The sequence below is a fragment of the Acetobacterium sp. genome, assembly GCF_039830195.1.
Lineage (GTDB): Bacteria > Bacillota > Clostridia > Eubacteriales > Eubacteriaceae > Acetobacterium.
Genome location: NZ_JBDODG010000044.1, coordinates 38,912 through 54,489, shown reverse-complemented (window position 1 = coordinate 54,489; position 15,578 = coordinate 38,912). Strand labels below are relative to the sequence as shown.

12 protein-coding genes are annotated in these 15,578 nt (G+C 43.0%); 11 read left to right on the top strand and 1 reads right to left on the bottom strand.

The annotated features are described in order from the left end of the window. Positions 1 to 24: 24 nt before the first annotated feature. The 8 genes from ABGU93_RS14030 to hydG all read left to right on the top strand — a co-directional run bounded on the left by ABGU93_RS14030 (position 25) and on the right by hydG (position 8,433). A complete protein-coding gene (locus ABGU93_RS14030; protein WP_347414060.1) occupies positions 25 to 1,266 on the top strand; it encodes a DUF1015 family protein in 1,242 nt (413 codons plus the stop codon). A 400-nt stretch (positions 1,267 to 1,666) separates the two neighbouring features. Further along, positions 1,667 to 2,491 carry a MetQ/NlpA family ABC transporter substrate-binding protein gene (locus ABGU93_RS14025; RefSeq protein WP_347414059.1) on the top strand — a complete coding sequence of 275 codons (825 nt, stop codon included), beginning with the start codon at positions 1,667 to 1,669 and terminating at the stop codon, positions 2,489 to 2,491. Between the two features lie 86 nt (positions 2,492 to 2,577). Then, positions 2,578 to 3,585 (top strand): methionine ABC transporter ATP-binding protein, encoded by a 1,008-nt coding sequence (locus ABGU93_RS14020; protein ID WP_347414058.1) that lies wholly within the window; start codon positions 2,578 to 2,580, stop codon positions 3,583 to 3,585. A 73-nt stretch (positions 3,586 to 3,658) separates the two neighbouring features. After that, positions 3,659 to 4,252, top strand: coding sequence for a methionine ABC transporter permease (locus ABGU93_RS14015; RefSeq protein ID WP_347414093.1), 594 nt, complete (start codon positions 3,659 to 3,661; stop codon positions 4,250 to 4,252). A gap of 13 nt (positions 4,253 to 4,265) precedes the next feature. Next, positions 4,266 to 5,057, top strand: a complete 792-nt coding sequence (locus tag ABGU93_RS14010) for a DUF169 domain-containing protein (protein ID WP_347414057.1) — start codon at positions 4,266 to 4,268, stop codon at positions 5,055 to 5,057. A gap of 594 nt (positions 5,058 to 5,651) precedes the next feature. Beyond that, positions 5,652 to 5,930, top strand: coding sequence for a TM1266 family iron-only hydrogenase system putative regulator (locus ABGU93_RS14005; protein ID WP_347414056.1), 279 nt, complete (start codon positions 5,652 to 5,654; stop codon positions 5,928 to 5,930). Further along, positions 5,923 to 6,963 (top strand): [FeFe] hydrogenase H-cluster radical SAM maturase HydE, encoded by a 1,041-nt coding sequence (gene hydE, locus ABGU93_RS14000; RefSeq protein WP_347414055.1) that lies wholly within the window; start codon positions 5,923 to 5,925, stop codon positions 6,961 to 6,963. Before ABGU93_RS14005 ends, hydE begins: the two co-directional genes overlap by 8 nt. A 51-nt stretch (positions 6,964 to 7,014) precedes the next feature. Next, the gene (gene hydG / locus ABGU93_RS13995) at positions 7,015 to 8,433 is read left to right on the top strand and encodes a [FeFe] hydrogenase H-cluster radical SAM maturase HydG (protein WP_347414054.1); all 1,419 of its coding nucleotides are present in this window, start codon (positions 7,015 to 7,017) and stop codon (positions 8,431 to 8,433) included. Between the two features lie 36 nt (positions 8,434 to 8,469). Here hydG and cls read toward each other — a convergent pair whose 3' ends face one another. After that, positions 8,470 to 9,933 carry a cardiolipin synthase gene (cls, locus tag ABGU93_RS13990; RefSeq protein WP_347414053.1) on the bottom strand — a complete coding sequence of 488 codons (1,464 nt, stop codon included), beginning with the start codon at positions 9,931 to 9,933 and terminating at the stop codon, positions 8,470 to 8,472. 492 nt (positions 9,934 to 10,425) lie between these two features. Between cls and raiA the strand changes: the two genes are divergently transcribed. The 3 genes from raiA to secA all read left to right on the top strand — a co-directional run bounded on the left by raiA (position 10,426) and on the right by secA (position 15,548). Next, entirely contained in the window at positions 10,426 to 10,956 is a 531-nt protein-coding gene (gene raiA, locus ABGU93_RS13985) for a ribosome-associated translation inhibitor RaiA (RefSeq protein WP_347414052.1), read from the top strand. A 247-nt stretch (positions 10,957 to 11,203) separates the two neighbouring features. Then, complete coding sequence (locus tag ABGU93_RS13980; RefSeq protein WP_347414051.1) at positions 11,204 to 12,889, top strand: DUF5317 family protein; 1,686 nt, start codon at positions 11,204 to 11,206, stop codon at positions 12,887 to 12,889. A gap of 148 nt (positions 12,890 to 13,037) precedes the next feature. Further along, entirely contained in the window at positions 13,038 to 15,548 is a 2,511-nt protein-coding gene (gene secA, locus ABGU93_RS13975) for a preprotein translocase subunit SecA (protein ID WP_347414050.1), read from the top strand. The last annotated feature ends 30 nt before the right edge of the window (positions 15,549 to 15,578 follow it).

Here is a 15,578-nt window from a genome sequence, read left to right as displayed (position 1 = left end):
TTTATTAAAAACAGGAGGAAAAAAATGGCAACAATCAAACCCTTTAAAGCGGTTCGTCCGGTTCCTGAAAAAGCTCAGGATGTGGCTGCCCTGCCTTATGATGTCTATAACCGGGAAGAAGCGGCAATAGCAGCCCGGGGTAAACTGGATTCTTTTTTACGGGTCGACCGACCAGAAACAACGCTGGACCCGCGCATGAAAATCAATGATCCCTTTGTTTATGAAACCGCCAGAAAAAATCTGGAAAAACTGTTTCATCGGAAAGCCTTGACTCAAGATACCAAAGACTGCCTATATATTTATGAACTGATCATGGATGGCCGCAGCCAGGTCGGGCTGGTTGTCTGTACCGCCATTGACGAGTATCTCGATAATACCATCAAAAAACATGAGCTGACCAGGGCTGACAAAGAAGAAGACCGAATTAAACATGTGGACGCCTGTAATGCCAATACCGGACCGATTTTTCTGACCTACCGGGCCCAGGATGCCATCAATGAGATGGTAGACAGTTGGCGTAAAGAGCATCAACCGGTTTATGATTTTGTCGCTGAAGATGGGATAACTCACCGGGCCTGGGTTGTTGATGATGAGACGGTGATTAACGGTTTAGTTGAAAAGTTTGGCGAGGTTGAAAGTCTGTACATTGCTGACGGACATCACCGGTCGGCATCGGCTGTTAAAGTTGGTCTGATGCGTCGCGAAGCTAACCCTGATTATACCGGCGAAGAGGAGTTTAATTACTTCCTGTCGGTGCTATTTCCTGATGAACAACTGTACATCATGGACTATAACCGGGTTGTCAAGGATCTCAACGGACTTAGCGTAGAGGAGTTCTTAACGGCACTGTCAGAAAAATTTGATGTAACACCTAAGGACAAAGAACCAGTGACTCCGCCACAAAAAGGGAGTTTTGGCTTATATGTCGATGGCAAATGGTATCTGCTGACTGTCAAAGAAGGTGTTTATGATCCCGCTGATCCGGTTAATTCACTGGATGTGGCCATTCTGCAAAACAATATCCTGGTCCCTATCCTCGGGATCGGCGATATCCGCACTGATAAACGGATCGACTTTGTTGGTGGTATCCGGGGCTTAAAAGAACTGGAGCGCCGGGTCAATGAAGATATGGTACTAGCGATCTCGATGTATCCCACCTCGATTGAAGAGTTGATGAACATTGCCGATGCTGGCATGGTGATGCCGCCAAAATCCACCTGGTTTGAACCAAAACTAAGAAGTGGGTTGTTTATTCATAATCTCTAGTAAAATAAAATTTTAATGGTGTGGGCCCTAAAAAGTCTACAGCTAAAAAAGCTCCTGCAATTCATTGCTTGAGCTTTTTTTTATGATTTTTTTACCAATCCAACTCTGGGAATTAGTTCTGCAAACTACTTATTTACAGCAGTATAGTACTAAGAATACGCAACTGTTATAACAAGTAGTTATAATGCCAGACATGGTTATTCCGTTAAGTTATATTCATACGCATCAGGTTACATATACGTCGATATTTGACTAAGCATGTGTTAAAATTTAAACATATGAAAGAGAAGGAGACTTGTTATGGAAAAATTCAGAAGATAGCGTTAAAACATGATGTTCAGCTAGGATTATTTACTATAATTTGCCAGAATTGAAGATTACTGAAAGAGGAGAATACTAATTGAAAACAAAAATATTTAGACTTATCTCTGTTTCACTCGCATTATTAGCAATCCTGTCGATGGTGGGATGCACCCAACAAGCCAGCGCTACCCAAGCAGATAAGGTGATTAAATTGGGAACAATGTCAACCATTGAGCCATATACGACGGTGCTAAAAGACGAGTTGGTTAAAAAAGGTTATCAAGTGGAAGTGGTGATGTTTGATGCCAATAATATGCCGGCGACAGCGACTTCGGATGGTTCCATTGATGGTTTTATCCATAATCATATCCACTGGATTAATACCTTCAACAAAGAAAATAATACCGATCTGGTTATGGTCGAGCCTTATATTTTCTATTACCCAATGGCGATGTATTCAGCCAAGTACAAAAGTGTTGCTGAAATTCCAGAACAAGCGACTATCGTTATTCCAGATGACCCCAGCAATATGGAAAGCAGTTTGATTATGCTGAAGGAATCCGGCCTGATCACCTTGAATCCCAAAACCGGTGAATTTTATTCGACCCTGGATATTGCTGAAAATTTTAAGAATATCCAACTAATTCCGGCAGAGATTACCACAACAGCCAGAAGTATTAATGATGCGGATGCCGTTGTAACGTCAGCAACACGAATCAGGGCTGTTGGAATTGACCCCAAATCATACATCGCCGAGGACAAAACATCCAAGGATTGTCCAGTCGGCTTAACCATCGATTCTAAATCGGTGGACGAGGCCTGGGTAAAAGATGCAATGACGATTATTACTTCTGACGAAATGAGAGCCAAATTTGAAGAAATATATGCGGGCTCTTTGACACAATACCCAAAAACGAATTAGTCAGCAAAACCTGATCTTAATATGCGAAAGGAAGCTATTTTTAGCTGTCTTTCGCATATTTTTGTCAAGAAGAGAAAGGTAAGACCATGATAAAAGCGACGAATCTAAAAAAAAGTTTCGATACCCTTAAGGTACTCAATGATATCAATCTAACCATCCAGCCAGGTCAGGTATATGGGCTGATTGGGCGCAGTGGTGCTGGAAAATCGACCCTGCTACGGTGTATCAATGGGCTGGAAAGTTATGACAGCGGCTCATTAAATGTCGATGGAATTGAGGTTAACACTTTGTCGGATAAAGAAGCACGGGAATTCAAGCGTGGGATCGGCATGATTTTTCAACAATTTTCGTTATTAAACCGGCTATCAGTATATGAAAATATCGCGCTACCGATGAAATGCTGGAACTATAAAAAAAACCACATTGATAAAAAAATAAAAGAGCTGGTAGAAATGGTGGGAATCCCCGACAAACTAGACGCCAGACCACATGAGCTCTCAGGGGGACAAAAACAACGGGTTGCCATTGCGCGAGCACTATCAATGGATCCTAAGATCTTGCTTTGTGACGAAGCCACCTCGGCTCTTGATCCGAATACCGCTAAATCGATCATAACCCTGCTCAATGAAATCAATGACCAACTTGGTTTAACCATCGTGGTAGTGACTCATCAAATGTCAGTGCTTAGAAGTGCTTGTGAAGAGATATCGATCATGGAGCATGGTATGATTGTCGAAAGTGGACCGGTGGAAAGTATTTTTCTCAACCAGCCCAGGGCTTTAAGCAATATAATCGGAAATAAGAATCTGATCTTTCCGCCAAATGGGATCAATATAAAAGTTTTGTTGTCGCGAGAAACGGCAGAAAAACCGATCGTGACACAGATGTCCAGAGAGCTGGATACGGACTTTATGATTCTGGGAGGCGAAACAGAGCGCTATCGAAATAGTGTCTTGGGGTCGCTGAACATTAATGTCACAGTCGACTCTTTTACAAAAATCACAGATTACCTGGATCGTCATCATGTTGTTTGGAAAATGATTGAAGACGAAAATAATCCATTAGATGAGTTAGAGGAGGACAAACGTGAATAACGAACAATTTTGGACAGAATGGTTGAAATATTTCAATGGAATTATCGGCCCGTCAATATTCTCCACGTTGCGGATGCTTACGGCAACGATGGTTTTAGCATTTGTATTTGGTTTTGCTTTATCGATCGCATTGATTATTATCAGACCAGATGGTCTGGATCCCCACAAACGTCTTTACAAGGTGGTTGATTTTTTTGTGAACATGATCCGTTCCTTTCCAATTATTATATTGATTGTGGCAATATCCCCACTTACACGCACTATCGTTGGTACAACCATTGGCGAAAAAGCTGCAATATTGCCGCTAACCATTGCAGCAACCCCATTTATTGCTCGTATTTTCGAAAATGCTTTTGCTCAGGTTGATAAACAGCTAATCGAAGCCGCCCGTTCGTTTGGTGCTTCCAATATGCAAATTGTGTTTAGGGTCATGGTCAAGGAAGCGGTACCTTCGCTTGTGGCGGGGATGACACTCACCACTATTTCCTATCTTGCCGCTACCACCATCGCCGGAGCCGTTGGTGCCGGTGGATTAGGTGCAGTTGCTTTAAATTATGGTTATCAGAGCTTTAATAATACGATCCTATACACGGCGGTAATTATCCTCTGTATCATGGCACAAATTATCCAGGGAACCGGAAATTTCATTTATAAAAAAGTAAAATAAGGAAGATAACGATATGAATACAGAAAATCTTAAACAGTCGGTAATAAAGATGAACTGCGCATTGGCAATGGATAAGAAGATTGTCGGAGTTAAATTTCTCTTTACAGAATCAGACTATGAAGCGGCGGATGTGCAACCGGTAAAAAAAAGAATACACTATTGTGTCATGGTTAAAGCAGCGATGGCGGGAACCGGTTTTAAAGCAACGGGCGATGATTTGACGTGTCTGGGAGGTGCCCGTGCGACAGGTTTAAAAGCGGCTGATGATTATAATAATAGTGGACAACATTCAAAAAAATTGGGATTATATCGAGATATGACCACGGCGAAAAGTGTCCGTGATGGCATCGGCATCTGTGATCATCATGCTTACGGCATCATGGTTAAACCGTTGGAAGAATATAATCAGGAGCCCGATGTGGTGATGATGGTGTCGAATCCCTATAATATCATGCGGATCCTTCAGGGGTATTCCTATTATTATGGGTTGCAATCGAATTTTAAAATGACTGGAAATCAGGCAATCTGTTCGGAGGCGACAGCTACCCCTTACCTGAGCAACGATATCAACGTATCGATGATGTGTATCGGCACTCGACATGAAGCTGGTTGGAAGGATGATGAACTGGCGGTGGCATTTCCGTATAACCGCTTTGAAACCATTACCAAAGGTGTGATGGAGACCATCAATATTATGGATAATAATGATAAAAAGAAAACGATCGAAGAAAAACTCGTTTTGAATCATATCCAAGAATTAGAAATAAGATACAATCATAATTATTATGACGATATTTCAGTATGATAATAATTCTTAAAATATGAATTGCAACCTGTGAACTCGGATGAAAAATTTAGAAATTAGCACCAACAGTTATTGAGAATATCATGAAAATAGCACCCGTAAGATGTGATGCTTGAAAACAGATGAGCAAAAGTTCAATCAGGGACTTCAATTGGGACAAAAATTTCCCTTAAATAATTATTGAAGAATCCAAAAGTTTGTGATATCCTTTTCAACAACAGTGAACTGAAAGATGATGAAGCGTATGATTCTGACAGCAAACTGGACAACATCACAAGCATTGATAAACAATGCAAGCATTTATTAAAATAATACAAAGCTATCGTACTGATGCCATCCGGGTTCGTCCCTAATGGAAAGGCGAGAGAATCATGTGTCATTCATCCATATCATTTTTTATAAATGGTTTGGCTATTTGCGTATTTTTCCCTGTGCCATCTCGGTACAGGGATTTTTCGCGTTAAGGCAACGAGCCAATCGCAAGCTTGCTTGCAGTTGGCGACTGCCCGCGACCGAAATGGAGCGAAGCGGAATTGAGGTTAATTTTTTGGCTAAGGGTAGCTGGTTAAAAAGAAGGTGAACGAGGAGATTAAGATGGAAAAGAGAATTGGGCTGATTGCGATTGTGGTTGAAAAAAAAGAAGCGGTGGAAAAACTGAATATGGTACTTCATGATTATGGCGAGCATATTGTTGGGAGAATGGGAATTCCCTACCATCAGCGCAATGTTTCGGTGATCAGTGTCGTGGTGGATGCATCCACCAATATTATTAGCTCGCTGTCCGGAAAGCTGGGAATGATCGACGGCGTAAGCATTAAAACGGTATATTCAAAATTGCCCAAAGGTGAAGAAGCGGATGATAACAATGAATGAAATAACTGAAAAGCTGGAAAAAGAACAGTTTCTGGAAAAAGACGAGTTCAGATGGTTGCTGGAGAATAATACCCCCGAGTTGCGGGCGGATCTTGCCAACCGGGCACAAAGAGTGGCCGGAGAAACCTTTGGTAAGGGGGTCTATGTCCGGGGGCTCATCGAATTCAGCAATTATTGCAAAAATGATTGCTATTACTGCGGCATTCGCTGTGGAAACGAACAGGCTCATCGCTATCGCTTAAGTGAGCAAGAAATTCTTGACTGCTGTGCCATCGGCTACGATTTAGGCTTCCGTACCTTTGTGCTGCAGGGCGGGGAAGATCCGGATTTTTCTGATCAAATGATGGTTGAACTGATCGGCAAAATAAGGAGCAGCTACAACGACTGTGCCATTACCCTGTCGTTGGGGGAGCGGCCCCGCGCTGTTTATGAAGCATTTTTTGCCGCCGGTGCCAATCGTTATTTACTCCGTCACGAGACCGCCACGGAGGAGCACTATCAAAAACTTCATCCCAAGGAACTACTGCTGGAAAATCGAACCGCATGTCTCCAACATCTCAAAGAAATTGGATTTCAGGTCGGCACCGGCTTTATGGTGGGATCACCCCAGCAGACGGTGGAAAATCTGGTGGCGGACCTGGTCTTTATTAAAGAATTGAACCCCCAGATGATTGGGATCGGCCCCTTTATTCCCCACCAGCACACCCCTTACAAAGACGCCAGGGCTGGAACGTTGGAAGAAACCCTGCTGCTTATTTCAATTCTGCGGCTGATGCTGCCCAAAGCCCTGATTCCAGCCACTACGGCGCTGGGAACGATTGATCCCAACGGTCGTGAATTGGGCATTTTGGCCGGGGCCAATGTGGTCATGCCGAATTTGTCACCAGTGTCCGTGCGAAAAGATTACAGCCTTTATGATAATAAAATCTGTACCGGCGACGAAGCGGCCGAATGCCGGGTTTGCTTAAGTAAGCGGATGGAAGGAATTGGCTACGAAATTTTAACCCACCGGGGCGATTACCCCCAAAAATAAAATTCAGGTACTTGTATAAATAAACCAAAATAAAAACTTTAGGAGCGTAAAATGTATAATGTAATGTCAAAAAAAGCAGTCGAATTTATTGATGACCAGGAAATTCTGGATACCCTGGCCTATGCGGAACAAAATAAAACCAATGCCGTCCTGATTAATGAAATTATTGAAAAAGCGGGCACCTATAAGGGGTTGAGTCATCGGGAGGCGGCCGTTTTACTGGCCTGTGAGTTGAAAGAACAGAATGACCGGCTGGTCAAACTGGCGATGGATATCAAAAATAAGTTTTATGGCAATCGCATCGTCATGTTTGCGCCTCTTTATCTGTCAAATTATTGCGTCAATGGCTGTATCTACTGTCCTTATCATGCCAAAAATAAAAAGATCAGCCGTAAGAAACTGACCCAGGAAGAAATTGTCAAAGAGGTCATCGCACTGCAGGATATGGGCCATAAGCGGCTGGCGCTGGAAGCCGGCGAAGATCCTAAAAATAATCCGCTGGAATATATCTTAGAAAGCATTAAGACCATTTACAGTATCAAACATAAAAACGGCGATATCCGTCGGGTCAATGTCAATATTGCCGCTACCACGGTGGATGACTACCGACAGTTAAAAGAAGCCGGAATAGGAACCTATATCTTATTTCAGGAAACCTATCATAAAGAAAATTACGAAATGCTCCATCCTACTGGTCCCAAGCACGATTACGCCTGGCATACCGAAGCCATGGACCGGGCCATGGAAGGCGGCATCGATGATGTCGGGATTGGAGTACTGTTCGGACTAAATATGTATCGCTACGATTTTGTCGGGATGCTGATGCATGCCGAGCATTTAGAAGCCGCCATGGGAGTTGGCCCGCATACCATTTCGGTGCCGCGAATCTGTCCGGCAGATGATATTGACACCGGCGATTTTTCCAATGCCATTTCTGATGAAATCTTTGAGAAAATTGTCACCGTGCTGCGAATTGCGGTACCTTATACTGGGATGATCATTTCGACCCGGGAATCCAAAGCGTCTCGGGAGCGGGTCCTAAAACTGGGGATATCGCAGATCAGCGGGGGCTCCAGCACCAGCGTCGGCGGTTATGATACGCCAGAACCGGAAGATGAAAACTCAGCCCAATTTGAACTCAATGATACGAGGAAACTGGATGAAATTGTCAACTGGCTGTTGGAAATGGGCCATATTCCCAGTTTCTGCACCGCCTGTTACCGGGAAGGTCGCACCGGCGACCGCTTTATGCAACTGGTCAAATCCGGCCAGATTGCCAACTGCTGTCAGCCTAACGCGATCATGACATTGAAAGAATATCTGGAAGACTATGCCGCTCCGGAGACCAAATTAAATGGCGAAAAAACCATTGCCCGGGAACTGGCTTCGATTCCCAACGACAAGGTCCGCGGGATTGCCACGGCCCATCTAACCGAGCTTAATTCCGGCAAGCGAGATTTTAGATTCTAACTTGCTTAAGCCTCCCGTAAGGGAGGCTTTTGGGTTTTATAATAACGGTGAAAACAGCCGGGAGATCGATTCTTTGATCTTGACCCGCCGGCTCCGGTTGCGATAGAGTTCTTTGTTATAATAAGTACATTTTTTTATATCTTCAACAAAAATATTTTTGAGTTGAATGGCAACCTTACGATCATAAATAAAGGCATTGGTTTCAAAATTCAGCCGGAAGCTGCGGATATCAAAATTACAGGATCCCACTGAACAGACCGAATCGTCGACGACAATGGTTTTGGCATGGAGGAAACCATTTTCATAGATAAAGATCTTGGCGCCATATTCAATCAGCTCGCCGACATAGGCCAGGGTGACCCAGTAGATAAAAATATGATCTGGTTTATTGGGGATCATAATCCGAACATCGATGCCGGACAACAGGGCGATCTTCAGCGCCTCCAGAATACTTTCGTCGGGTACAAAATAGGGTGACTGAATTAAAATATAATCCTCAGCCGTATTAATCATCCGTAAAAATCCCTGTTTAATCTGCTGATTGATGTTGTCCGGACCACTCGACACAATCTGAATACCGGCACCGGTTTTTTGGGGGATCGTGGGAAAGTAATGGTTGAGTTTGGTATTATCAATCAGCAGTTCCTCATTGGAACTGGCCCGCCAGTCGAGCAGAAAGCGATGCTGAAGTTCATAGGCGGCCGAACCGACTATTTTTAGATGGGTATCCCGCCAATAGCCCATTTTTTTCTCCAGGCCCAGATATTCGTTGCCGATGTTAAAGCCGCCCACAAACCCGGTGACACCGTCGATGACAACAATCTTGCGGTGGTTCCGGTAATTAACCCGGAGATTAAGCATCTTAAATCGGGATGGAAAAAAAACGCCAATTTTCCCCCCGGCGGACTCAAAGCCATCAAGGATCGAGCGGGGCAGATAACGGCCACCCATGGCATCAAAAAGTAGTCTGACCTCGACCCCCTCCAGCGCTTTGCGGGTCAGAATATCGAATAGTTTAGCAGTCAGGGTATCATTTTTAATGATATAGTATTCCACATGAATGGATGAGCGGGCTTGTTCCATGGCGTGAAAAAGGGCATCAAATTTTTTATAGCCATCGGTAAAAATCGTAACCTCATTATTGTTGGTATAAAGAGATTCACTGACATTTAAATGAAATTCGATGGAATGACGATATTTTTCAATGGGACTATCCGGATCGATGGCGATAATCCGCGATAGCGACCGTTGCTGCTGTCTTAATAAATGGTGATACTGAATATTCTCTGGGGTGTTGTACCGGAAAATTTTTCGTTTGGTTAAATTCTGGGAGAATAGAATATAAAATAAAAAGCCGATAATGGGCACCATCCATAAAAACAATAACCAGGCATAGGTACTTTGAGGGTTTTTACGTTCCAGAAAAATAATAGTAAAGGTCAGTGTAATATTGATGATGAAAAAAATTGCCGTAAAAATTGCGGTAATACCCAATAACATGAAAACCTCCGAAAGTATATTTCTTCTATTATAGCATAAAAGGCATCAAATGGAATAGTCATGATAGGTGAAGCAGTGATTTCGCTTGACATTTTCGGGATCGTGATCTTATAATAGACGTTGTCTCAGGTTTGTGGTTGAAAGTCGATGCCAGATGCAGGCGAAGCGATCCACGTAAGACAATTCAATAGAGAGTTGTTGATCATGGTGCGTCTTAGAAGTAAGTCCAGCCGGGTACACCGAGAGAAGGAGTTGTGATGCGAACACTGAGCTAAACTTCCAGCTGGCGAGTGTGGGGGAAAAGACCAGGTCAACTGAGACAGCTTTTTTTAAGAAACGAAAATGCCTTTTTAGATGATATTTTGTGACAAGAATTTGACACAAATGATTTTGACTAAAGGGGATTGTATTGGGTATAATAAGAATATACTTAAAAGCACTTCATATTGAGTGTAAACGAGTAAGGTTGACCTTTTGAAAGGAGTTGTCGTTATGAGATTCACAATTTACGGAAAAAATATGCATGTATCAGAAGGTTTAAAAGAAACATTAAAAAAGAAACTGGGAAAATTTGATCGTTACTTTGGTCAGGAAACAGAAGTGTATGCCACCTTCAGCAAAGAGAAAAATTTCCAGATGCTGGAAGTAACCATTCCTGTTGGAAAAACCATTTTAAGAGCGGAAGAGAGATCTGAGGATATGGTGACATCCATTGAGGATGTTGTTAATAAACTTGAAGGTCAGCTCAGAAAACATAAAACCAAATTGCAGAAACGCAATCAGGACGAAACTGCCAAATTCAACCTGGAAGGGATCGAAGGGTTCGAAGACGATGTATTCCAGCCTAAAGTTGTCCGAACCAAGAAATTTGCAGTCAAACCCATGAATGTCGATGAAGCAACCTTGCAAATGGAATTACTGGGACATGATTTCTTCGTATTTCTCAATGGAGATACCGATGATGTCAATGTTGTTTATATGAGAAAAGACGGAAATTATGGTCTGATCGAACCAACTTTCTAAAAAATTCTTAAGAAAAAACTGAAAAGCACGACAGACACCCCTTGAATAATAGTTTTAAGGGGTGTTTTTGATGGTGGTATTTTATAAATTCAATTTATTTTCAAATTTATACATAATTTAGGCATAAAGTTTTGACAGAACTTTTCTTTTGTTTTAAAATAGATCTATATGCATTATTATCTAAGCATCGATATAGATGATAACACCTAAGAAATGATTATAAATAAATAGTGGGGTTAAAACAAATATGTTAATACTAATTGCGATTATTTTAGGTTTTTTAATTGGAAAAATTCGAAGGGGAAGCCTGCATGGCTTCAAAGTCAGAAAAATTTCCTTGTTACCTGTAGGAATTTTAGGGTTGGTGTTGCAAATTGCCTTGCATCTATACATTTACACTGGCGGTATTTCAGTGGTTGAACCTTATCTGGAAATTGTCAACTTTGCCAGTTATATCCTGATATTAGTGATGCTGGTGTTTAATCTCGATGACTTCTGGGTTATTTTGATGGCTGTCGGGATTACCTCGAATTTTGTGGTGATCTTTATTAATGGCGGTCACATGCCGGTTGCCCAGGGGGTCATTGATATTTTACCGGCAGCCTTTGGTGAACAGATCACCCAGGGACTGAATCCTCTGTTTTCCCTGATTCAGCCCAATACGCTGTTATGGTTTTTGGGGATCAATCTACCGATTCCAGTTCCCTATGTGCCCCTGGTTATGAGTCTTTACGGATCTGTCGCCGGTGTTACGGTTGGTACTATTGTAACGCTCATCGGTTTAATCGGTTTTATCCAATATGTGATGAACAAAAAAGCCTCAATCATGCATGACGAAAGAAACGATCATGGCGAAGACGAAGGTATTTTTGGCGATGATGAAGATAATGGATTTGATGGCGTATCAATCCAAAACAGTTATCAGGAAGGTTATGATGAACCGGAAGATATCGAAGATTACTATCGGGACATGGCCGCAACCGGCGGTATTCGCGGTGATCGGGAAGAAAATGCTACAATTGTTATCCCAGCAGAAGGTTTTAAAAACGATGATCGAAGCGGATCTCAAGATAGCTTTGAAACCAGACTGATTCCAGCCGCTCTTGATGGAGTGGACTCAGAAATCGGAACTGAAACCGAAGAAATTATTATCAGTAATAATGATAGTCAGGAAACCCGGGTTATGGAACCGGTAGATGACGGTAGCACCAAAATTATCAGCAATATCCAGGAGGTTGGCGCCTATGTGAAGGGTGATAAAGAACTGGAAGCAGCCGATATGGAAGAGATTCTCAATAGCGATGATGCCGGATTCTTTACCAAGAAGTATTATGAGGAAAAACTGGCAGTTGAAAAAGAGCGGCTGATTCTGCAAATGCGGGAAATGGAACTGAACAAGGTGGCTAAATCCCTCAGCGATCCTGATGGCGAACCTCATCCGGTACCGGAATCTGATTTGCGAATTGTGGAAAGTTTTAAACTGACCGACCTCGACCAGCCCTTTGTTTTGCGCAGTGAAACCAGCACCTATGATAGCGGTGTTAAAGATAAAGACGAAGATGATGTCGAGTTTTCAGAAGATGAGATGCTCAATGTCTGGCAGCGACTGAATCTCGAAGATGAAAAACGCAAAGCGGATCGACGTAAACAACTGATGCGAGAAACCAGTAAAGAAGCGGAATCCCTGATCAGTGGAACACCCCGAGATGATGTGGGCATTCCCTTGAAAGAAATAGAAGAAGTTACTGAACCGGTTGTTGGTCGGGTATACGAAAGCACCAGCGAAGACAAGGAAAAAATGCTGGCAAGTATGGATGATGATGAACGAAAAGACTTTCAGGAAACGGTCGATGAAAGAAAGCGGGCCGGCTATGAGCTGGTTGAACTTAAACTGGATGGTAAAGATGTGGCCTTTTGGCGCAAAAAAAAATAAATAATAGTTAAGTAAGAGGGACTGTATAAAAAAATACAGTCCCTTTTAAATTATATAAAGTTTCATTAAAGAGAGTATGCTATAATAAAGTTTAGTGTACAAATTCAATAAATAACTATAGCAAGAAAGCTGCAAAGGAGTGAAAGTATTGGGAATTTTAGATCAGATATTTGATAGTAATAGAAAAGAATTAAAACGCATGCAAAAAAAGGTGGACCAGATTCTGGAGTTGGACAGCCGTTTCGCGGCGATGAGTGACGACGAGTTAAAAGGTCAAACCCTTATCTTAAAAGAACGACTCGCTCAAGGGGAAACCCTTGATGATTTATTGGTAGATGCATTTGCCACCGTTCGTGAAACCGGCGCCCGGGTCCTGGGCATGAAACATTTCCCGGTGCAGTTACTGGGGGGCATGGCTCTCCATGAAGGGAATATTGCCGAGATGAAAACTGGGGAAGGTAAAACCCTGGTATCAACCCTGCCTGCTTATCTGAATGCTCTGGATGGCCGCGGTGTCTATATCGTCACGGTCAACGACTATCTGGCCCGACGTGATAGTGAGTGGATGGGAAAAATTCATGAGTTCCTGGGATTGCGAGTGGGTCTGGTTGTCCATGGCTTATCTTTTCAGGAAAAGCAGAATGCCTATGCCTGTGATATTACCTACGGTACCAACAATGAATTCGGTTTTGACTACCTGAGAGATAATATGGCCTCGGTCAAGGCTCAGCAGGTCCAGCGGGAACTTAATTATGCCATTATCGATGAAGTCGATAGCGTGTTGGTGGATGAAGCCAGAACGCCACTGATTATTTCCGGCAGCGGTGACAAAAGTACCAAGCTTTACGCTTTAGCCAACAGCTTTGCCAAAAGCCTGAAGGCCGATGATTATATTAAAGACGAAAAAGCAAAATCAGTCATGTTATCAGATGAAGGGGTCATCAAAGCAGAAAAGTATTTTAATCTTACCAATCTGGCAGATATGGAAAACATGGAAATTTCCCATCATATCAACCAGGCCCTTCATGCCAATACGCTGATGTTCAAAGATCGGGATTATGTCATCAAGGATGGTGAAATTATTATTGTCGATGAATTCACCGGACGGTTAATGCCGGGCCGACGTTATTCCAATGGTCTTCACCAGGCCATTGAAGCCAAGGAAAATGTCAAAGTTAATCGGGAATCCAAAACCCTGGCAACCGTCACCTTCCAGAACTATTTTAGAATGTTTAATAAGTTATCGGGGATGACCGGGACTGCCAAAACTGAAGAAGATGAATTCCAGACGATCTACAACCTCAATGTTTTGTCGATTCCCACCAATAAACCATTGATTCGGGAAGATCTCAATGACTTGATCTATAAAAGTGAGCAAGGAAAGTTTCTAGCTGTAACCGAAGAGGTCAAACGTCGTCATGCTACGGGTCAGCCAATTTTGATCGGGACCATTTCGATTGAAAAGTCGGAACTGCTCAGCACTTATCTGAAACGATCCGGCGTTAAGCACAATGTCCTAAATGCCAAATTTCTGGAAAAAGAAGCTGAAATAGTCGCCAATGCCGGTCAAAAAGACGCCGTTACCATTTCCACCAACATGGCTGGTCGTGGGACCGATATTGTTCTTGGTGAAGGCGTCAGAGAACTCGGCGGTCTACATATTCTCGGCACCGAACGCCATGAGAGTCGCCGGATTGATAACCAGCTCCGTGGTCGGGCCGGCCGTCAGGGCGATCCCGGTTCATCCCAATTCTTTGTATCATTGGAAGATGATCTGATGCGGGTATTCGGATCGGAAAAAATTCAGGGTCTGGTCGAATCCATTGGTCTGGACGAAGAAACCCCCATCGAGAATAAAATGCTCACCCGCGGCATCGAGAATTCCCAGAAACGGGTGGAAGGCCGTAACTTTGATATCCGGAAACATGTCCTGCAATATGATAACGTCATGAACCGCCAACGTGAACTGATTTACGAACAGCGGCAACAGGTTATTGATGGCAAAGACATGGAAAATGAAATATGGAGTATGACCGAAACCCTGATTAATGCTTATGTCAGCATGTATACCGGCGATGGCCAATATTATGATGATTGGGATCTGGAAGGTTTACACAAGCATCTGGAGGCCAACGTTCTGCCTAAGGAAAACTTAACCTTACCGGAAAAACCGGAAAGTACCGAAGTATTGGTAGAAGCAATTCTGGGCGAATGCCGAAAAGTGCTGGAAGATAAAAAAGAAAAACTGGGTCTGGAACAGCTTCAGAATATTGAACGGATGATTCTATTACGAAGCGTCGATGCGGCCTGGATGGAACATATCGACAACATGGAACAATTAAAACAGGGGATCGGGCTACGGGCCTATGGCCAGAATGATCCCGTTAAAGAATACACCAAAGAGGGCTTTGACATGTTTGATGACATGATCATGCGGATTCAGGAAGACACCGTCAAATACCTGTTCAACCTCAATATCCAGGTGGTTCCAGCGGAAGAAGAACAGGCAAAAGTGGTGGACTTCAGTCAGCTTCGGACCAACGAAAATCAAATTGAGGGAAAACCGGCCGGACCGGCCAGCGCTCATGATAAGGTCGGCCGCAATGATCTTTGTCCCTGTGGCAGCGGAAAAAAATACAAGAAATGCTGTGGCGCATAAGTAAAAGTTAAAATAGAAGGGGTGTGATAT